This is a genomic window from Pseudarthrobacter sp. N5 (assembly GCF_050157035.1).
GTDB lineage: Bacteria > Actinomycetota > Actinomycetes > Actinomycetales > Micrococcaceae > Arthrobacter.
Window position 1 is genome coordinate 2,265,082 of sequence record NZ_CP189593.1, and the last position, 20,427, is coordinate 2,285,508.

A 20,427-nucleotide genomic window follows, 5' to 3' on the forward strand; every position below is an offset into this window, starting at 1 on the left:
CCGGAACCGGGGGACTCACAGAAAGAGGGAATGAACATGGCAGGCCAGGAGCAGCACCAGCCGCAATCACGCGACAGCCAGGTTGACGAAGAAATCCCTGAAGCACCGCCGGCAACGCCCGAGGCACAGGCATCGGCGGCCACTCAGGGCGTGGATGACCTCCTGGACGAAATAGATGGTGTCCTTGAGTCAAATGCCGAGGAATTCGTCCGGGCCTTTGTGCAAAAAGGTGGACAGTAGCCCGCGGGATCAGCCACAGCCCACGGCAAAACGCAGTGCCGCGGGGTCTGTCCGGACGTTGAATCACCACGTTGAAGGAGTGCACCAGTGCAGGAGACAACAGCCAACCAGGTAGCCGCCAATGCGACGTCGTCGTTCACCGAACACCTGCAGCGTGACAGGCCTGAACTGCTGCCCGGCCACCGGGCACTCCCGGCACAGGGCACATTCCACGGCGTCCCGCCACTTCAGGTGCCCCACGCCACCACCATTGTGGCCCTGGCCTACGCCGGCGGTGTCCTGATGGCGGGTGACCGCCGGGCCACCATCGGCAACGTCATTGCCAGCAGGCACATCGAAAAGGTCTTCCCTGCCGATCAGTATTCGGTACTCGGAATCGCCGGTACAGCCGGAATCGCGATCGACCTCACCAGATTGTTCCAGGTTGAACTCGAGCACTACGAAAAGATCGAAGGCACCCTGCTGAGCCTGGATGGCAAGGCCAACAGGCTGGGAGCCATGATCCGCGGGAATCTGCCCATGGCACTTCAGGGGCTGGCCGTTATCCCCTTGTTTGCCGGTTTTGACACCGCAGCCGGTGTTGGCCGGCTGTTCTCCTACGACGTCACGGGCGGCCGGTATGAGGAGCAGGAGCACCATACCGTGGGATCAGGTTCTGTCTTTGCCCGTGGCGCGCTCAAAAAACTCTGGCGGCCGAATCTCTCCGAGGACGAGGCAGTGTCAGTCGCTGTCGAATCGCTCTACGACGCAGCCGACGACGATTCGGCCACCGGCGGGCCGGACCCCGTCCGGCAGCTGTGGCCCGTTGTCTACACGGTAAACCGGGCAGGCGCCAGGCGGGTCCCTGAGCGGGATCTGGCAGTCATCGCCGGGAACATCATTGAATCGCGGACCACAGCCCGACGGGAGGCCTGAAATGACCCAACAGTTCTATGTCTCGCCCGAACAGCTGATGAAGGACCGTGCGGATTTCGCCCGTAAGGGCATCGCACGCGGCAGATCCGTGGTGGTGATCAGCTGCCGGGAAGGCATTGCTCTCGTTGCCGAAAACCCATCGCCATCGTTGCATAAGATCGGCGAAATCTACGACAAGATCGCGTTCGCGGCCGTCGGCAAGTACAACGAATTTGAAAGCCTCCGCCAGGCGGGTGTGAGGTACGCCGACGTCCGTGGCTACTCCTACGACCGCGAGGACGTGACAGCGCGCGGCCTGGCCAGCGTGTATGCGCAGAGCCTCGGCGCCGTATTCACCGCCGAGCAGAAACCCTTCGAAGTGGAGCTTGCCGTGGCAGAGGTAGGCCCGACTCAGGACCGGGATCACTTGTACCGTCTGACGTTTGACGGATCCATCGCGGACGAGCAGGGATTCATCGTGATGGGCGGCCAGGCCGAGAAGGTTGCGGCTGCCGTTGAGACCGGGTGGACACAGGAGCTCGGATTCGCTGCCGCCATCAGGCTTGCGGTCAGGGGGCTGGTAACGGAGAGCGAGGCCAGCGCCTTGCCGGCCCGTGTAGTGGAGGTGGCGGTCCTGGATCGCAGTTCGGAAAGCGGCCGGGGTACCAGGCGTGCATTCAGGCGCCTTGCCAATGCCGAAGTCGTCGCATTGCTGGCTGAGGAGAGCTGAAATGGACAAGAGGATTTTCGGTATTGAAACCGAGTTCGGTATTTCGTATTCGAGCCCGGATTCGCGGCCGTTGGCACCCGAGGAAGTTGCCCGGTACCTGTTCCGCAAGGTGGTCAGCTGGGGCCGCTCCTCCAATGTGTTCCTGACCAACGGATCCCGGCTGTACCTTGATGTAGGCTCCCATCCGGAGTACGCCACCGCAGAATGCGACGATCTTGCGCAGCTCATCGCGCACGACCGCGCCGGGGAACTGATCCTGGACGATCTTGTTGACGAGGCTCAGTCACGGCTGGCCGCTGAAGGATTCAACGGCACTGTTTATCTGTTCAAGAACAACACTGACTCGGCCGGCAACTCGTATGGCAGTCATGAAAACTACCTGATCCCGCGGCGGGGAGAGTTCTCACGCCTGGCGGAGATCCTGATTCCGTTTCTGGTCACCCGTCAGCTGATCGCCGGGGCGGGCAAAATCCTCAAGACACCCCACGGTGCCACCTACGCGTTTTCGCAGCGGGCTGACCATATCTGGGAAGGCGTTTCCTCGGCGACCACCCGCTCCCGGCCCATCATCAACACCCGGGATGAACCCCATGCAGACGCAGAGTTCTACCGGCGCCTTCATGTGATCGTGGGTGACTCCAACATGTCCGAAACCACTGCACTGCTGAAGGTCGGAACGGTAGATCTGATCCTGCGGATGATCGAGGCCGGTGTCATCATGCGGGACATGCGGATGGAAAACCCTATCCGCAGCATCCGTGAGATCTCACACGATCTCAGCGGCAAGGCCCTGGTCCGGCTTGCCAACGGCAGGCAGCTCACAGCCTTGGAGATCCAACAGGAGTACCTCAACAAAGTCACGGCATTCGTCGCCGAGCATGGCGCACACAACCACCACGTGCCGCTGATCCTGGACCTGTGGCAAAGGACACTCCATGCCATTGAGAGCGGCGACACCAGCGGCATCGACACTGAAATCGACTGGGCCATCAAGAAGAAGCTGATGGACAGCTACCGCGAACGCCACGGCCTGAGCCTGGATGCGCCGCGGATAGCGCAGCTTGACCTGACCTACCACGACATCTCCCGGACCAGGGGACTCTATTATTTGCTGCAGTCCAGGGGAGCGGTCCGGCGGATGGTGGACGATACCGCCGTCAAGGATGCTGTTGATGCGCCGCCGCAGACCACTCGAGCAAAGCTGCGTGGGGATTTTGTCCGGAGGGCGCAGGAACTGGGGCGTGACTACACGGTGGACTGGGTGCACCTGAAGCTGAACGACCGCGCCCATCAGACCATTCTGTGCAAGGACCCGTTCCGCAACGTTGATGAGCGGGTTGATGCCCTGCTGGACTCTATGGGCTGACACCCAGCTTCAGGGGCTATTCTGGATGGGGCCATTCTTTGGCCACACCCGCGTTACCGGGCAACTCATGCCGGTTACGCATCCATCTTGCCCCGACGAAAGTTCTTAAGTGCGCCGACTACTAGCAATTCTTCTTCCCGGACTGCTGCTGCTCACCGCTTGCGGCGGATCACCCGCAGCTCCGGAGCCCACCAGCCAATCAGCCGGTGAGACCGCCAAGCTGGATTCCCTCAAACTGACGGAGAACGGCGACAAGAAGGCTCCGGGGATTGATTTCACCAAGCCACTGGAAGTAGCTGAACCCACCGTCAAAGTGATTGCGGAGGGAGATGGTGATCGGGTCAAGGCCAACCAGATCGCGGAAATTTCCATCCTGGCCATGAATGGTAAAGACGGTGCCACGCTGGAAGACACTTTCGCGAAAGACCCCGAGCCGCTCGAGCTGAACGATGAGCTCAAAACCGGCAGCGCCGTCATTTACAACGCCTTCGTGGGTTCGAAGGTCGGATCGCAGCTTGCTCTGGCCATCCCGGGCAAGGCCGCCGCGGAAGGTGCCCAGGCGCAGCCCACGCAGCTGCTGGTTATCAAGGTCCTCTCAGTGAAGGACGCACCCAAGGTTCTGGACAAGCCCGAGGGCGACGTCGTCACGCCACCGGCCGGACTGCCCACGGTCAAGGACGGCGATAAAGGCATTCCGGAGATCTCGGTGGACGGTGTAACCGCACCCACAGCTCTTGTTTCGCAGGACCTCATCAAGGGCAAGGGCCCCGCGGTCAAGGAAACTGACACTCTCACTGTTAATTACGTCGGCGTCGCCCTCGTTGGCGGCAAGAAATTCGACTCGAGCTTTGACCGTGGCAAGACTGCCAGTTTCCCGCTCACAGGAGTCATCAAGGGCTGGACTCAAGGCTTGGCAGGCAAGACCGTTGGCTCCCGTGTACTTCTGGTGATCCCTAAGGACCTCGCCTACGGTGATGCCGGCCAGGGCGATGCGAAGGGCGACCTCGTATTTGTGGTCGACATCCTCGGCGTCAAGTAAGCACACAACGTAACCCCCTTATAGCCACACCCCACTCAAGCAAAAAAAGGAGCAACCATGTCATTTGGTCAGCGCGATTTTGACCGCCAGAAGCCGGAAATTGACTTCCCCGAAGGCGCAGTGCCTGCCGAGCTGGTCATCACCGACCTCATCGAAGGCGACGGTGCCGAGGCAACGGCCGGCGATACCGTCTCCACCCACTATGTCGGCGTGGCCTGGTCAACGGGCGAAGAGTTCGACGCTTCCTGGGGCCGCGGTGCGCCGCTGGACTTCCGCGTAGGTGTGGGTCAGGTCATCCAGGGCTGGGACCAGGGTCTGCTGGGCATGAAGGTCGGCGGCCGCCGGCGACTGGAGATCCCGTCTGAACTGGCGTACGGCTCCCGCGGAGCCGGTGGGGCAATCGGCCCCAACGAAGCCTTGATCTTTGTGGTGGATCTAATCGGCGTCCGCTAGACACGGAACTTCGCACCTTGAAAGCGCGGTAACAATCGGGAAGAAATCCCGGATGTTGCCGCGCTTCCGGCGTTTCCCACATGGACTTTAGTAACGTAGCCAGAGTGTCAGCCTCCCGTACAGAACGCCTGCTCAATCTACTGATCGCCCTGCTCAATACGAAGTACGGGCTGCGCCGCAGTGAACTGCGACAAAAGATCTATCACGACACCACCGGCAACGATGTGGCCTTCGGCCGCATGTTCGAACGCGATAAGAACGATCTGCGCGAGTTCGGTTTCGACGTTGAAACCGTCACGGACAAAGGCTGGAGCTCAGAGGACCCCGCCACCACCCGTTACCGGATCGGCAAGGAATCCAACCGGCTTCCGGACGTTGAGCTCACGCCCGAGGAGTGCACGGTCCTTTTGCTGGCATCTCAGTTGTGGGAGCAGGCGGCGCTCGGTACTTCCGCCCTTAATGCCATGCGCAAACTTCAGGCCTCGGGTGGCTTGACGGACATTGGCTTGCCGTCCGGCCTCCAGCCTCGGATCAAACCGGCCGGACAGGCTTTTGAGGACCTCATCACGGCCATGCACGCCCAGCACGCCGTCAGTTTCCGGTACCACGCAGGCAGCACCGGCAAGGACGAGGAACGCGTAGTGGAGCCTTGGGGTGTGGGAAGCAGGTTCGGACAGTGGTACTTGGCGGGCCATGACCGGGGCCGGGGTGCGCTGCGGTTCTTCCGGCTGTCCAGGTTTACGTCAGCCGTTACCGTGCTGGCAAAAGCGAGCTACCCACCGCCTGCGCGCTTTAATATCCGGGCTGAACTTGCTGCTCTGCCCGAACTTCCCATAAAAACCGCCGTCGTGGATGTCCCCGAAGGCAAGCTGCTGGGCTTGCGGAAGCGGGCAGTTCCGGCGGAGGAGCCCGCCACCACCGCCACCGGAACAACCGCCACCGGGACCCCTGGCACCGGGACGTCCGGCGCCGTGCCTCCCGACGCCGATTGGGAGCGTATCAGTGTCCAGTACCGGGACGCCGAGCTGCTGGGAGAAGAATTGGCCTCCTACGGGCCGAACGTGTTGGTGGCAGCCCCGCCGGAATTGCTCGCAGCAGTGAGGCGCCGGCTCGCCGGTGCGGCGGAGTTCGCTGCAGCGCCCCATCCGCCAGTTGTCTTCCCTGCTCCGGTCCTGGCGCACCGGACCCGCAAGAGGACGTCGGAGGACCAGCTTAAGCGAATGCTCCAGCTCGTGCCGTTCCTGGTCCACAACCAGGGTCTTCACATACAGGTCGTGGCCGACAGGTTCGGCATCACACGGAAGGAACTCGAAGAAGATCTGAGAATCCTCATCTGCTCAGGACTGCCTGAGGGATATCCGGACGACCTGCTGGACATCCAGTGGGAGGACGATCATGTCTACATCACACAGGATCTGGACCTGAACAGGCCTGTCAGGTTCACCGTGGACGAGGCGTGCGCCCTGTTGACAGGCCTGGAGACACTCAACGGGCTCCCGGAGCTGGCCGAGGGCAGTGCCCTTGAATCGGTGACCCTGAAACTGATGGCTGCCGCCGGTGAAGAGGGTCTCCGGGCGGCTTCGGTGGCCGGGCCGGAGGTTGGCCCGGCCAATTCCGTTGACCTGGAAACGATCCGTGCAGCGATTGACTCCGGCTCGCAGCTCCGGCTCAGCTATTTCTCGCCGCAGAAGGATTCGGTTTCTGAACGGGATGTAGACCCGCTGCGGCTCTACTCGCTGGACAACACCTGGTACTTCGAGGCCTATTGCCATGCCGCCGCCGGGCTTCGGAACTTCCGCCTGGACCGGATAGAACGCGTTGCGCCCAACGGAAGAGGGATCTCCAGGGCGGTCACGGGACAGGAAGGCTTCCCGGTCAAGCTCTATACTCCCAACGACGACGACACCCTCGTGATTGTGCAGCTGACACACCAGGGTTCCGGGCTGGCCGACGAATATTACGCTGAACGTACTGCGGAACTTCCCGGCGGGGGGCTACTCGCGGAAATCCGCTTCGGGAACACCGACTGGCTCCCGATGTTTGTCGCCCAGCATGGCGGCGCAGTGAGGATCCTGGAACCTGCGCCGCTGGCAAAGGTGGCCAGCGAGTGGGTCGGCACCGCACTCTCCCAGTACGGCGGCTAGACTACTCAGCATGCCTTGGTGGTCCTGGATCCTGATCTGGATAGCGCTCGTTGCGCTGTCCCTGCTTCTCTACGTGCTCCTTGGAATCCGGCTGTTCCGCCAGTTCATGGCCACGTTCAGGGCGCTGGCGGCGGCGGGGGACAAGTTGAGCCTCGTACCACCCCGCAGCGCAGAACCGCACGACGACGGTACGCGGAGCAGCCCGGCACCGGGAGCCGCTGTTTTTGCCTCACCCGAGCAGATGAGACATGATTACCTCACATCCAAGTCATCCCGCAGGGAAGTGCGCCGCCAACGGCGCATTCAGCGCAAATCCGATCGGGGTCAGCCCCAGTCATTGCGCGACATCAATTTCAGTTAGACATAGGATGTACTCAGAGGAAAGGACTTCCAGTGGGACGACTCTTTGATGGCCCGTGGCCCATCGTAATTATCATCATCGTGGCTCTGCTGCTTTTTGCTGCACCTAAACTTCCGGCAATGGCACGCAGCCTTGGCCAGTCCATGCGGATTATCAAATCCGAGGTCAAGGAAATGAAGAACGACGGCAAGCCTGAGGCCAAGGACGGTTCCGACCCGGTGGAGGGCAAAATCGTCAACCATCCGCAGGCCAAAACGCAGAACGGCGAGCCGACTGACGGTACCGACGTTCCGCCGTCGAACCGCGTTTGATCCTTAGTGGCAGAGAAGAAGGGCCGCAAATCCAACCCGGAAGGTCGGATGGCCCTCCTGGACCACCTTCGGGAGCTCAAGAACAGGCTCCTCAAGTCGGCGATCGGCCTTGTCATCGGCGCAGTTGGCGGTTGGATTCTCTACGATCCGATCTTGAGCGCGCTCAAAGAGCCTGTGGACCGGATCGCGGAGCACACCGGAGGCACGTCCTCGGTCAACTTCTCAAGCATCGCGTCACCGTTTGATTTCAAACTTCAGCTGTCGCTCATGATCGGTGCGGTTATTTCCAGCCCGGTCTGGATTTATCAGCTTTGGGCATTTATCACCCCCGGTCTCACCAAGAAGGAGCGGCGTTACACGCTGGGCTACATGGCAGCGGCCGTGCCGTTGTTCCTGGCCGGCATATGGGTGGGCTGGCTGGTGGTGCCCCAAGTTGTCCGGGCGCTGACGCAATTCACGCCTGCGGGTTTCTCCAACCTCATTGATGCGCGCGATTACGTTGATTTCGTCACACGCATGGTGCTGTTCCTGGGGCTGGCCTTCCTGGTTCCTGTTGTGCTGGTGGGCGTCAACACGGCGGGAATTATCCGTGGACAGACCATTCTCAAGGCCTGGCGAATCACGGTGTTTCTCGTGTTCGTCCTTGCGGCCGTAGCTGCCCCCGGTGCGGATGCACTGTCCATGTTCCTGCTGGCCGGTCCGCTGCTGCTGCTTTTCTTTGCTGCCATTGGTCTGTGTATTATCAACGACCGGCGCCGGGACCGGCGGGTGGCCAAGCAGGCTGCAGAAACAGAGGCCAGTGCCGACGTCGCAACGCCGGGCAGCGATCTGGATAACCTCTAGCACCCGGCGCACTAGGCTGGATGCATGTCCTCCATATCCGGGCCACAGCCGCCGTCCGAAAGTTACCGGGCCAGCGCTGGTCGGACCGCCGAATCATCCACCTATCTGGGTGGCTTTGCCCGCACCTTTGACTTCGAACTGGACGATTTCCAGCTCCGTGCCTGCAGTTCCCTTCAGGAGGGCAGGGGAGTCCTTGTGGCGGCCCCGACCGGTGCCGGGAAGACCATCGTGGGTGAGTTCGCCATTTATCTGGCCTTGGAGCGCGGACTGAAGGCTTTCTACACCACCCCCATCAAGGCGCTGAGCAACCAGAAATTCGCCGAACTGGCCGAAAAATACGGCGCCGAAAACGTGGGCCTGCTGACGGGCGACACCAACATCAACGGCGATGCTCCCGTGGTGGTGATGACCACTGAAGTGCTGCGCAACATGCTCTACGCAGAGTCAGACTCCCTCGACGACCTCGGCTTTGTCGTGATGGACGAGGTGCACTATCTGGCGGATCGTTTCCGTGGCGCCGTGTGGGAAGAAGTAATCATCCACCTGCCAAGCGAAGTCCAGGTGGCATCCCTGAGTGCCACAGTTTCCAACGCCGAGGAATTCGGCGCCTGGCTGGACACCGTCCGCGGCCACACGGACATTATTGTTTCCGAGCACCGCCCGGTGCCTCTGTGGCAGCACGTGATGGTGGGCAAACAGATCGTGGACCTCTTCGCCGGCGAAACAACTTTTGACGAAATAGCCCCCCAGGGTGAGCCGGGCTCGGCGCTGGCTGTTCCGGTGCCGCCGACCTCGGATGAGGCCAGTAAACGCGGTTTCGAGGTCAACCCGGAGCTCCTGTCCACGGCCCGCAGCGAAAGCCAGCTTAACTTCCGTGGCCGCTTTGGCCATGGCGGTCGCAGCCAGCGCCGTCAGCACCGCCACCGCGACGAGGAGCGGCCAGCCCAAGGAGACCCGCGGACGGCAGTCAGGAAAGCAAGCCGTCCCCAGGTCATCGCGAGCTTGGACCGGCAGGATCTGTTGCCGGCCATTACCTTCATCTTCTCCCGCGCAGGCTGCGATGCCGCAGTCTCCCAGTGCGTTGCCTCCGGATTGTGGCTGACCACCGAAAGAGAACAACAGATCATTGCCCAGCGGGTGGACGAGGCCGGTCAGGACATTCCCTCCGACGATCTGGACATACTCGGTTTTTGGAGCTGGCGGGACGGGCTGTTACGGGGGATCGCGGCACACCATGCCGGAATGCTGCCAACCTTCAAAGAAGTGGTGGAGAAGCTTTTCGTTGATGGGTTCGTGAAGGCGGTGTTCGCCACCGAGACCCTGGCACTGGGAGTTAATATGCCCGCCCGCTCTGTGGTCCTCGAGAAACTGGACAAGTTCAACGGCGAAGCGCACGTGGACATTACCGCGGGGGAATATACCCAGCTGACCGGACGGGCCGGCCGCCGCGGAATCGACGTCGAAGGCCATGCTGTGGTCCTCTGGCAGCCCGGTACGGATCCGGCGGCGGTAGCAGGACTTGCATCCAGGCGTACCTACCCGCTGAATTCCAGTTTCCGGCCCACCTACAACATGAGCATCAACCTGCTTGCACAGTTCGGGCGGCCCCGGGCGCGGGAAATACTCGAATCCTCGTTTGCCCAGTTCCAAGCGGATCGTTCCGTGGTGGGGCTGGCGAAACAGGTGCGCAGCCGCGAGGAGTCACTTGCGGGTTTCGCCAAGTCCATGACATGCCATCTGGGTGACTTCACCGAATATTCCAGGCTGCGCCGCGAGCTGTCCGACGCCGAAAACGTCACGTCACGGAGCAGAAACCGGGCCCGGAAGTCACTCAACGACGATTCCCTGGGCCGGTTGTTGCCCGGCGATGTTGTGGATGTGCCAGGCGGCCGTGCCCCGGGGCTGGCCGTGGTTCTGAGTTCGGACCACAGCAGCAGGGAGCCGCGGCCTGCCGTGCTGACCATGGACAACCAGCTGCGCCGGATTGGCACCGATGACCTCGAGGGGCCCATCTCGCCGGTCACCCGTGTCAGGATCCCGAAGTCGTTTAACGCCAAGGTTCCCAAATCCCGGCGGGATCTGGCGTCGTCTGTGCGCAATGCCATCCGCGAGAACCGGCCGCCGGGTCCGGACATCAGCCGCAACAACGACTTTGGCCTTGCCACGGCGCTTCCGGATCAGGAAAAGAAAATCGCCGAGCTCCGGCGGTCCTTGCGGGCGCACCCCTGCCACGGATGCAGCGAACGCGAGGACCACGCACGGTGGTCCGAGCGCTGGTGGAAACTGCGCCGCGAAACAGACGGTCTGGTCCGCCAGATCCAGGGCCGGACCAACACTATTGCCAAGACCTTTGACCGGGTCTGCGACGTTCTCTCGGCATACGGATATCTGGAGACGCCGGAATCCGGAAAGGCCACCATCAGCGCGGATGGCCAACGCCTGCGCCGGATTTACGGCGAAAAGGACCTCCTGATTTCACAGTCGCTGCGGCTGGGCGCCTTCAACGACCTGGACGCCGTTGAAGTGGCAGCCCTGGCAAGCATCCTGGTGTACCAGGCCAAGCGTGAGGACCGTGGTCTCCGGCCACGGATGCCCAGTGTCTCGCTGGAAACAGCTGTGGATGTTGTTGTCCGCGAATGGTCTGCGCTGGAAGACACTGAGGAGCAGAACAAGCTCCCGCTGACGGGTGAACCTGAACTGGGGCTCGTCTGGCCGATGTACAAGTGGGCGCGGGGACGGCATCTCCAAGAGGTGCTGAACGGTACGGATCTTGCCGCCGGAGACTTTGTCCGCTGGGTCAAACAGGTCATCGATCTTCTGGATCAGCTGGCCAAGATTCCGGGCCTGGATCCCCGGCTAACACGGCTTTGCGGTGAAGCCATCAAGTTGGTGCGGCGCGGCGTCGTGGCGTACTCAGCTGTGGTCTGACCCTCAACGGAATCCGTCACAGAATATCCGTAACCTTTGCCTAGGAGCTTTACCTGTCATGACAGACGCACATACGCCAGCAGCCGCCGCCCAGCGGGAGAGCAAGGTGACGCTGTACCGCAACGGGTCCGTCTACACAGCCGCTGATCCGTTTGCAACCGCCATGCTGGTGGACGGGGACACCGTGGCCTGGGTCGGTTCGGAACAGGCCGCGACGTCCATCGCAGACACCTCCATGGACGTCATCGACCTCCATGGAGCGCTGCTGGCGCCCGGATTTGTGGATTCCCACCTCCACCTCACCGAGACCGGCATCGCGCTGGATTCCCTGCAGCTGGGCGGTGTACGGTCTGCGAAAGAGCTCCTCAACGCAGTTGCCGGTTCGGCGGCCGAAGGCACAGTACTCGGCCACGGCTGGGACGAAACCACCTGGGCGGACCCAACCTTGCCGGACCGCGGGGAATTGGAGCGCGCGTCTGGCGGCCGGCAAGTATATCTGTCCCGGGTGGACGTGCACTCCGCATTAGTGTCTGCGTCCCTCGTTGACGCCGCAGGACTGGCGGCACTTGACGGCTTCTCTCCGGGCGCCCAGATGAAGCGGGAAGCGCACACAGCCGCAAGACTGGCTGCCCGGCAACTCCCGGAGTCATCCCTGCGCAAGTACCAGGGGAAGGCGCTCGGGGAAGCAGCAGCCAACGGCTATGTGGCTGTGGCGGAGATGGCGGCGCCCCACATCGGCGGTATCAGGGATCTTGAACTCGCTGCTGCCTGGAACGAACTGACGGAAGCCGGCGAAGCCCGTCCGGAAGTTCTGCCCTACTGGGGCCAGCTGGCCGTGTCCGCTGAGGACGCCAGGGCCATCCTCGACGGACTGGGGATGAGCGTTATGGGCCTGGCCGGTGACCTCAACATCGATGGCTCCATTGGATCCCGGACGGCCGCTCTTCGCTCCGGGTACAGCGATTCACCGGGGGAGCGGGGGAGTACCTACCTTTCTGTTGATGAAGCCGCGGCGCATCTGGCCGCCTGCTCCACGCTGGGTGTTCAGGCCGGTTTCCACGTGATCGGGGATGCAGGGCTGGATGCTGTTCTGACTGCACTGGATATGGCAGCCGCTGAGGTCGGTGAGCAGCGGGTCCGGGCTGCGGGCCACCGGTTCGAGCACGTTGAACTGGCAGACACTGAAGCCATTGCGCGGCTGGCCAGGTATGCGGTCACTGTCAGTCTCCAGCCTGGATTCGACGCCGCCTGGGGTGGTTCCGGTCAGCTGTATGAGCAGCGCCTCGGCAGCAGGGCGGACACCATGAACGCGTTCGCATCATTCTATTCGGCCGGAGTCCCCGTGTGTTTCGGCAGCGACAGCCCGGTAACGCCGATGCGGCCATGGTCCAGCGTTCGTGCCTGCCTGGAGCACCACAACCCGGCCGAACGCATCTCGGCGCGCGCGGCCTTCCTGGGGCATACCCGGGCCGGCTGGAGGGCTGTCAGGTACCCGAATCCGATGGCTGGGCAGCTCGTTCCCGGCTCCCCTGCCAGTTTTGCAGTGTGGGAAGTGGAGGAACTTATGGTTCAAGTTGCCGATGGAAGGGTTCAGTCCTGGAGCACAGACCCCCGGGCGCGTACGCCACTGCTGCCCGCCCTGGACACGGGTAGCGACCCCTTATGTCTCCAGACGGTGCGTGAGGGGCTGGAGCTCTACTCCAGCCCCTCGTTCCGCTCCTGACGTCCGGACGCATCCGGCAATGGTCCAGGCTGGAAAGAAGTCAATATATGCGGCCGCGCCGACTGGCTACTGACCTGCGGTGATAGGCAAAAGGGCAGGTCAGGGGCTGGTTGACAGGTTACGCCGATTCCGTAGCATTGATTGTCAGCAGATGGATTCAGGTACAGCCGATTCCATCTGGCAGCTGTCATCCCGTACCCGGGCCAAAGCAGGTGATTGGACCGGGGTTTTATCGGGTTGTGACAGCGGCATCCCCAGGGGCAGGTCCACTACGCAGCAGAAAACAGTTCCGCAGCGGCACAACGCCGCACGGCGGAACTGGCCCGAAGCGTGTGGACCTGCCCGCGGCAGTTCCTACGGCGTTCGCGGCAATTGCCACGCCCTATAATGGAGAGTTGCGCCTGTCAGTCAGTGTTCGTGCTGATTCCGGGCGTGCCGACTGCTCCCATCCAGGAAGGCCCACTGTGCGCGTCCTCACCATCATTCCCACTTACAACGAGCTGGAATCGCTGCCCAAGACCCTTGGGCGTCTGCGCGCAGCTGTGCCGGCGTCAGATGTGCTGGTTGTCGACGACAACAGCCCCGACGGAACGGGCCAGTTGGCGGACACCATCGCCTCAGAGGACAGCCAGGTCCATGTCCTGCACCGCACCGGCAAAGCAGGCCTGGGTGCCGCCTACATCGCCGCCTTCAAATGGGGCCTGGCTGCCGGCTACGACGTCCTCGTAGAGATGGATGCTGACGGATCACACCAGCCAGAACAGCTGCCACTGCTGCTGGATGCCGTGGAACAAGGCGCGGACCTGGCCATGGGCTCGCGGTGGGTGCCGGGCGGCAGCACCGTGAACTGGCCGTTGTACCGGCAGGCTATCTCGCGCATCGGAAGTACATACGTTCGCATCATGCTGGGCGTCAAAATCAAGGACGTGACAGGGGGCTACCGTGCGTTCCGCCGCACCACCCTGGAAAAACTGAATCTGGACCAGGTTGAATCGGTGGGTTACGGCTTCCAGGTGGACCTGGCGTGGCGCGTGGCGAAGATGGGACTCACCATCGTTGAGCGGCCGATCACTTTTGTGGAGCGGGAGTTGGGGGCCTCGAAGATGAGCGGGAACATTGTGGTCGAAGCCATGATAAATGTCACGAAGTGGGGTCTCGCGTCACGCTGGAACAGGTTGACCGGGAAAAAGACGGCCTCAGATCAGGCCTGATCCGATCCGGCCTAACCAGATCCGAGCGCGGATCCGACCCGGCCGGCTCCGGGCTCAGCCACACCTGGGCCGCAGAGCCGAAGTGAGGGCGGACGGAAGCCTCGCCTGACGAAAGCAGAAGGGCCGGGCCTGCAACGTCGTTGGACGTTGCAGGCCCGGCCCTTCTGCTATGAGGTTCCTGCTATGCAGTGCGCCGTTCGCCACGGCGTTCGCGCAGGATGGTGAGGCGGTCTTCGAGGATCTGTTCCAACTCGGGGAGTGAGCGGCGCTCCAACAGCATGTCCCAGTGGGTGCGGACGGCCTTCTCATTGCTGTTGACCGGGCGTTCGCCGTCAACCAGAAGCGCTTCCTTGCCGGTCTTCGAAACCCAGACAGGGGGAATCTCCGCCTCGGAGGAGAAGGTGACGAAGACCTGCTCGCCGTCCTCGCAACGGTATTCAACCCGCTGACGCGGGGCCGGTTCGACGCCGGATTCAGTCTCCATGCTCTGGGCGCCAAGACGCATACCCCGCAGGCTGCGATCGCTCATGATTTCTCCCTCTGGTCGGTTCGCGGAGCCAGGCTCCGCGCTAGCCGGCGGCATACAACGCCGCCGGACTACTATGTGCACTACGCAGCATCACTAGATGAAACGCTTTGCTAAGCATTCTTGTTCCGGCTGAACTGGAGCGGCCGGACAAATAACCTATTATACGGAAAGCTGTTGGCTACCGCAAAAGCCCTGACAATAAGCCCTGACAGCAAAGGGGGAGCCACACCATACGGTGTGACTCCCGCTCCGCTCACGCGATGTGCGCTGGCTGCGTCCGGTCGATCAGGACTCCCGTTGCTTCACCGGCGTCTCATCACTGAACAGCCCGCCGGTAGTGGAATCCGGATCCTTGCCGCCCAGTGCGCTGCCGATGCCCTTGAGCGCCTCACCAATCTCGCTGGGGATGATCCAGAGCTTGTTCGACGAGCCCTCGGCGATCTTGGGTAGGGTCTGCAGGTACTGGTAGGCGAGGAGTTTTTGGTCCGGGTTGCCTTTGTGGATGGCATCGAAGACTTTCTGAATGGCCTGGGCTTCGCCATCGGCGCGAAGGATTGCCGCCTTGGCATCACCTTCCGCCGCCAGAATGGAGGCCTGTCGCTGGCCCTCAGCCGTCAGGATGGCGGACTGCTTGGTGCCTTCCGCGGTGAGGATGGCGGCTCGGCGGTCGCGCTCAGCGCGCATCTGCTTCTCCATGGAATCCTGGATGGAGTGGGGCGGATCGATCGCCTTGAGTTCCACGCGTGACACCCGAATGCCCCAGCGGCCTGTGGCTTCATCCAGCACACCGCGCAATTGGCCGTTGATCTGGTCGCGGGAGGTCAGAGCCTCTTCAAGGTTCAGGCCACCAACCACGTTACGAAGCGTGGTGGTGGTCAGCTGTTCAACTGCCTGGATGTAGTTGGCGATCTCGTAGGTGGCGGCCCGGGGGTCGGTAACCTGGAAGTAGACCACAGTGTCAATCGAGACCACCAGGTTGTCTTCGGTAATCACCGGCTGGGGCGGGAACGACACTACCTGCTCGCGCAGATCCAGCAGTGGCAGCAGCCTGTCAACGAACGGGATCAGTATTGTCAGGCCGGGGTTGAGTGTCCGCTGGTATTTTCCCAGCCGCTCAACCACACCTGCCCGTGCCTGCGGGACAATCCGTACCGAACGGACCAGCACAATAATTACGAATGCGATCAGGACCAGCAGCACAATTGCTACTGCGACTCCTCCTGAGTTATCCATGCATCTCCTTCATTCCCCATTTGTTTTGTGAAACTGTATCTGCGGCGGACGGTCCGCCCTCCAACCTGCTCGCGCCGGTGCCGCAGGCGGCAATCTGAAGGCCCCCGATCCAGGGCTGCAGGCTACTGGACTGCCGATTCGGCCTGCGGTGCAACCACCGCGGTGGCGCCTTCGATCGCCGAGACCACCACTCGCTGACCTGTGGACAGGACCCCGGCGTCGGAACGGGCGCTCCAGACATCGCCGCCGATCTTCACCAGCCCGCCTGTTGAACTGACGGCTTCCATAACGAGCGCGGATTCACCGATGAGCCGGTCAACGTTGGTGCGCTGTTCGGCAGGGCCCTTCTTCAGGTGCTTGAGCGCTACAGGCCGTATAAAGGCGATCATCAACAGTGAGACAACACAGAAGACCACGATCTGCAACCAGAAATCAACGCCCGCAAAGTCGGCCAGCAACCCGGCCAAGGCGCCGCCGCCGAGCATGATAAAGAAGAGGTCCAGAGTCAGCATCTCGATGACCGCAAACGCCAAGAACACCGTGAGCCACAGTGCCCACCAGTTCTGGCCAAGCCATTCAAACATTCGATCCCCCTTGCTTCCGTGGGCTGCGGGAGCAGACCCTCAGTAACTGTTCTTCCATCCTAATCCGAAGCTGCATGGCCGGGCAGGAGCCTAATGCGTGGGTACGGAACGTGGCCAAGTCGTTACACTTCCCGGGTCCTGCAGCCGTTCGAAGACGTTGATCCGGAACCTTGCCCAAACGTCAGTCACGGCAGCAAGACCTGCCAGACGGCCCGTCAGCGACGCACGATTCAGGTGATGCCCGGCCGGGCCCATGTAGGCCAGATTTTCCACGTCCGTTGGGGACAAGGAGAGCTGCAGATCAAGATCCCGGGCCAGATTTAAGTGAAAATGCCCGCCCATGGATTCGGCGAGCCGCTCGTCCTTGTCGGGTTCAATGCCGAGCATGCCCGTCCGGGCGGCGATTTCGGCCAAGTGGCCAGGCCGGGGTGTAACCACCACAAGAAGGCCTGCTGGTCTGAGGACTCGTGCGAACTCAGCCGGGTTGCGGGGAGCGAACACTACGGTGACAGCGTCCACCGCGGCATCGGCCACGGGCAGAGGTTGCCAGACGTCGCATACGAGATTGGCTGCTTCGGGGTTCATTCGGGCCGCCCGACGGAGCGCGAATTTCGAAATGTCCAGGGCAATGGCAGCCACAGCGGAATGCCGGGCAAGGATCGTGTCCAAAGTGCACCGCAGGTAATGGCCAGTACCGGTACCCGCGTCAAGAACCACAGGCTTGTCACCGGCAAGGGCCGGAGCCACTGATGCCGCCACGGCTTCGGCGAGCGGGCGGTAGTGGCCGCCTTCAAGAAACTCGAAACGGGCGGCCACCATGGAGGCGGAGTCCGCTTCAAAAACTGTTCCCCTGCCCACCAGAAGGTTGAAGTAGCCCTGTTTGGCGGCGTCGAAACTGTGTCCGACGGGACAGCGCAGCGCTGCGCCCGGATTTCCGGGGCCGCCATCAGATGACAAGAAACGGCCCCGGCAAGAGGGGCACAGCAGGAGGTTTGCGGCGTCGGGAAGCATGGACACAATCCTAGAGGCGCAGGCGGCGGCCCCACACAGTGGCCATCCGTAACGGCAACCAGGTGAGATGTTTCACAGGTACGTGCCAGGACGCTAGGCTCACGTGGGTGAATCCTGAACATCTCCCGTTGCTCAATGCCGTGTCCGCCCCGGCCGTCCATCCGGATGGCACCAGGGCCGTGGTTTCCGTGGTCCGTCCTGACTTCGACGCTGACTCGTATGTGGGCCAGCTGTGGAACGTGCCGCTGGATCCGGGAAAGCAGCCCCGTCGGGTGACCAGGGGGTTCCGTGACACGGCGCCGGCCTTTTCGCCGGACGGACTGGTGCTCGCGTTCCTGCGGGCCAGCGCCGACGGGAAACCGCAGCTGCATGTGGTGGAGGCCGGTGGCGGCGAACCGCAGGTGCTCACCGACAGGCAGCTCGGCGTGTCGTCTTTCGCGTGGTCGCCGGACTCCCGGCGCGTTGTTTTCAGCTCCCGCGAGGCCGAGGAAGGGCGCTATGGGTCTACTGAAGGGGTTTCGGCAGGCGGCGAAAACCCCCGGCTGATTACGGAATACCAATACAGGATGGACGGCGTCGGCTACACGTTGGACCAGCCGCTGCAACTCTTTGTCCTTGATGTGCCTGAGCTGGGTGAAGAACCCAGAGTGGCTCCAGCAGGACGGGTGCTCAAATCCGCCAAGTCGTCAGCAGAGGATTGCGCCGCAGCGGCAAGCCCGCATGTGCCCAGAGCCCGTCAACTCACAGCTGGAAGAGCCGACCATATCGGCGGGTGTTTCAGCTCCGATGGGAACTCTGTCTTCTTCGTTGCGTCACTGCATGAGCGCAGCGATGGCGATCTGGCCCGCGGCATCTATCGCGTTGATGCCGGAGGAGGGGAACCTGTTCCGGTGCGGCCCACGAATACCGGCCGGCAGACCGTTGAAGCGGTTCGCCAGTCACGCGACGGCAAATGGCTCTTTTTCATCGCCCATGACCTGGGTGAATCGGGGCTTGATTTTGTCGCGAGAAACTCCGCCTTCTACTGCATGCCGTCGGCCGGAGGGGATGCGACGCCCCTCAGCGACGTCGAAGTGATGGATGTGGCAAGCCCGGGCCTGCGGATTGAACTTCGCGGGGCAGACGGTGCGCTGGTGTTGAATAGTGCGCAGGGCACCGTGGAGCTCTTGGAATTCCGCGCCACGGGAAGTCACGCGTTGCTGGTCCACGGCGACCAAGAGGTCACCGGCGCTGCGTGGGGCGGCGGTTCCATGGTGGTCACCTTCAGCGACCCTTCAACAGCCGGTGACGTGGCTATGCTCGACGGCGGTGAGTTGCGTCTCCTGACAGATTTTTCTGCCGCACTTCGCACCCAGGCGGGCATCATCGAACCGCAGGAGCTGACGTTCGCTTCAACCGATGGGTACCCGGTCCACGGCTGGCTGGTGAGGCCACCGGGCGTGGGACCCCACCCGGTGCTCCTGAACATCCATGGCGGACCGTTCTCGCAATACACGATAGCTTTCTTTGACGAAGCCCAGGTCTACGCCAAAGCCGGGTATGCGGTGCTGATGTGCAATCCCCGGGGCTCGGCAGGCTACGGCCAGGATCACGGCCGGGCGATCAGGGCGAAGATGGGCACAGTGGACATGCAGGACGTGCTCGCGTTTCTGGATGGGGCGCTGGCGAAGTTCAGCGTGCTGGACAGCGCGTCCCTGGGGATAATGGGCGGATCCTACGGCGGCTATCTCACTGCGTGGACCATCAGCCGGGACCACCGGTTCCAGGCGGCCATTGTCGAGCGTGGATTTCTGGACCCTGTTAGTTTTAGCGGATCTTCGGACATCGGCTGGTTCTTCGGCGGCGAGTACACGGGTGGTTCGCCGGAGCAGTTCGCCGCGCAAAGTCCCATGGCAGCGGTCGGCGCAGTCCGGACACCTGCGCTGGTCATTCACAGTGAAGACGATCTCCGGTGCCCGGTCGAGCAGGGCCAGCGCTATTTCACAGCGCTGAAACAACAGGGAGTTGAGACTGCTTTCCTGGTCTTCCCCGGTGAAAACCATGAGCTGTCCCGGTCAGGGACTCCTCACCACCGCCGGCAGCGGTTTGAGCAGATTCTGGAATGGTGGGCGAAGTATCTGCCCACCGGTGCGAATCCGACGCCGTCACCGGGGGCCGAGTCGGCGGGAAGCTAAGGAAGGAAGCCAAGCTCATGCCGTGCCCGTGCGATTCCCGGTTCCGCCCAGCGCTCGGAGTATTCCGCGGTGTTGCTCAGTGATCTGAGCTCGGCGCGGTCGATATAAAGGGATCCGTGCAGATGATCCGTTTCATGCTGGACGATCCGCGCCTGCCAGCCGGTGAATTCTCGCTGAACGGAGGTTCCGTCCGGTGCCAGGAAATCCAGCGCCACACTCTCCGGCCGTACCACGACTGCCTGAAGCGAGGCGAGAGAGAGGCAGCCTTCGTAGAAGGCCGCGGTCTCCGCGCCCAGCGCCCGGTAGCGGGGATTCAGGATGGTGAGGAACTCCAATGGTGAGCGCTTCCGCACCGCTGCGAGGTCGCCGTCGACCTCGAACCGGTCCTCGAGCACGGCCAGCTGCAATGGAATGCCGAGTTGCGGGGCGGCCAGTCCTACTCCGGGTGCGCTATGCATGACCTGCCGCATGAGACCGATCAGCTGGCCGAGCTCTGCGTCGCTGAGCTGTCCGTCATAGTGCGCCGCGCCCTGCCTCAGGACCGGGTGACCTGCCTGGACAATGAGTGGCAGTGACTCCTCCGCCAGGATCTTCTGTACCGTTTCACGGATGTGCGCCGGGCTGAACGGTGTGGGCGCTGCTGCTGGACTCAT

The 20,427-nt window shown here is 62.3% G+C and carries 19 protein-coding genes; 14 read left to right on the top strand and 5 right to left on the bottom strand.

The window, feature by feature from the left end; translation table 11 throughout:
* The first annotated feature begins 36 nt into the window (after positions 1–36).
* From ACQCST_RS10910 to ACQCST_RS10970, 13 genes are all read left to right on the top strand, one after another.
* Entirely contained in the window at positions 37–240 is a 204-nt protein-coding gene (locus tag ACQCST_RS10910) for a ubiquitin-like protein Pup (protein ID WP_426999154.1), read from the top strand.
* Between the two features lie 87 nt (positions 241–327).
* Positions 328–1,155, top strand: coding sequence for a proteasome subunit beta (prcB, locus tag ACQCST_RS10915; RefSeq protein WP_426995807.1), 828 nt, complete (start codon positions 328–330; stop codon positions 1,153–1,155).
* 1 nt (position 1,156) lies between these two features.
* Positions 1,157–1,864, top strand: coding sequence for a proteasome subunit alpha (prcA, locus tag ACQCST_RS10920; protein WP_426995808.1), 708 nt, complete (start codon positions 1,157–1,159; stop codon positions 1,862–1,864).
* A gap of 1 nt (position 1,865) precedes the next feature.
* A complete protein-coding gene (gene pafA, locus ACQCST_RS10925) occupies positions 1,866–3,230 on the top strand; it encodes a Pup--protein ligase (protein ID WP_426995809.1) in 1,365 nt (454 codons plus the stop codon).
* A gap of 109 nt (positions 3,231–3,339) precedes the next feature.
* Positions 3,340–4,269: an FKBP-type peptidyl-prolyl cis-trans isomerase gene (locus tag ACQCST_RS10930; protein WP_426995810.1), complete on the top strand. Its 930-nt coding sequence runs from the start codon at positions 3,340–3,342 to the stop codon at positions 4,267–4,269.
* Between the two features lie 57 nt (positions 4,270–4,326).
* Entirely contained in the window at positions 4,327–4,722 is a 396-nt protein-coding gene (locus ACQCST_RS10935) for an FKBP-type peptidyl-prolyl cis-trans isomerase (protein WP_426995811.1), read from the top strand.
* Between the two features lie 104 nt (positions 4,723–4,826).
* Complete coding sequence (locus ACQCST_RS10940) at positions 4,827–6,866, top strand: helix-turn-helix transcriptional regulator (protein ID WP_426995812.1); 2,040 nt, start codon at positions 4,827–4,829, stop codon at positions 6,864–6,866.
* A 10-nt stretch (positions 6,867–6,876) separates the two neighbouring features.
* Positions 6,877–7,227, top strand: a complete 351-nt coding sequence (locus ACQCST_RS10945; RefSeq protein ID WP_426995813.1) for a hypothetical protein — start codon at positions 6,877–6,879, stop codon at positions 7,225–7,227.
* A gap of 32 nt (positions 7,228–7,259) precedes the next feature.
* The gene (gene tatA / locus ACQCST_RS10950; RefSeq protein ID WP_426995814.1) at positions 7,260–7,538 is read left to right on the top strand and encodes a Sec-independent protein translocase subunit TatA; all 279 of its coding nucleotides are present in this window, start codon (positions 7,260–7,262) and stop codon (positions 7,536–7,538) included.
* A 48-nt stretch (positions 7,539–7,586) separates the two neighbouring features.
* Positions 7,587–8,381: a twin-arginine translocase subunit TatC gene (gene tatC, locus ACQCST_RS10955; RefSeq protein ID WP_426999155.1), complete on the top strand. Its 795-nt coding sequence runs from the start codon at positions 7,587–7,589 to the stop codon at positions 8,379–8,381.
* 24 nt (positions 8,382–8,405) lie between these two features.
* Positions 8,406–11,309, top strand: a complete 2,904-nt coding sequence (locus ACQCST_RS10960; protein WP_426995815.1) for a DEAD/DEAH box helicase — start codon at positions 8,406–8,408, stop codon at positions 11,307–11,309.
* A 58-nt stretch (positions 11,310–11,367) separates the two neighbouring features.
* The gene (locus tag ACQCST_RS10965) at positions 11,368–13,032 is read left to right on the top strand and encodes an amidohydrolase (RefSeq protein ID WP_426995816.1); all 1,665 of its coding nucleotides are present in this window, start codon (positions 11,368–11,370) and stop codon (positions 13,030–13,032) included.
* Between the two features lie 464 nt (positions 13,033–13,496).
* Positions 13,497–14,243: a polyprenol monophosphomannose synthase gene (locus tag ACQCST_RS10970; RefSeq protein ID WP_426995817.1), complete on the top strand. Its 747-nt coding sequence runs from the start codon at positions 13,497–13,499 to the stop codon at positions 14,241–14,243.
* A gap of 181 nt (positions 14,244–14,424) precedes the next feature.
* Here ACQCST_RS10970 and ACQCST_RS10975 read toward each other — a convergent pair whose 3' ends face one another.
* The 4 genes from ACQCST_RS10975 to ACQCST_RS10990 form a co-directional block, all read right to left on the bottom strand.
* Positions 14,425–14,772 carry an RNA polymerase-binding protein RbpA gene (locus ACQCST_RS10975; RefSeq protein ID WP_426995818.1) on the bottom strand — a complete coding sequence of 116 codons (348 nt, stop codon included), beginning with the start codon at positions 14,770–14,772 and terminating at the stop codon, positions 14,425–14,427.
* A gap of 285 nt (positions 14,773–15,057) precedes the next feature.
* A complete protein-coding gene (locus ACQCST_RS10980) occupies positions 15,058–16,005 on the bottom strand; it encodes an SPFH domain-containing protein (protein ID WP_426995819.1) in 948 nt (315 codons plus the stop codon).
* 122 nt (positions 16,006–16,127) lie between these two features.
* Positions 16,128–16,589, bottom strand: a complete 462-nt coding sequence (locus ACQCST_RS10985) for an NfeD family protein (RefSeq protein ID WP_426995820.1) — start codon at positions 16,587–16,589, stop codon at positions 16,128–16,130.
* Positions 16,590–16,679: 90 nt separating this feature from the next.
* Positions 16,680–17,600, bottom strand: coding sequence for a methyltransferase domain-containing protein (locus ACQCST_RS10990; protein WP_426995821.1), 921 nt, complete (start codon positions 17,598–17,600; stop codon positions 16,680–16,682).
* Positions 17,601–17,707: 107 nt separating this feature from the next.
* On the opposite strand from ACQCST_RS10990, the gene ACQCST_RS10995 reads away from it, so the two are divergent.
* Entirely contained in the window at positions 17,708–19,774 is a 2,067-nt protein-coding gene (locus ACQCST_RS10995) for a S9 family peptidase (protein ID WP_426995822.1), read from the top strand.
* Here the strand turns inward: ACQCST_RS10995 and ACQCST_RS11000 are convergent.
* The gene (locus ACQCST_RS11000; protein WP_426995823.1) at positions 19,771–20,427 is read right to left on the bottom strand and encodes a peptide deformylase; all 657 of its coding nucleotides are present in this window, start codon (positions 20,425–20,427) and stop codon (positions 19,771–19,773) included. The genes ACQCST_RS10995 and ACQCST_RS11000 overlap by 4 nt on opposite strands.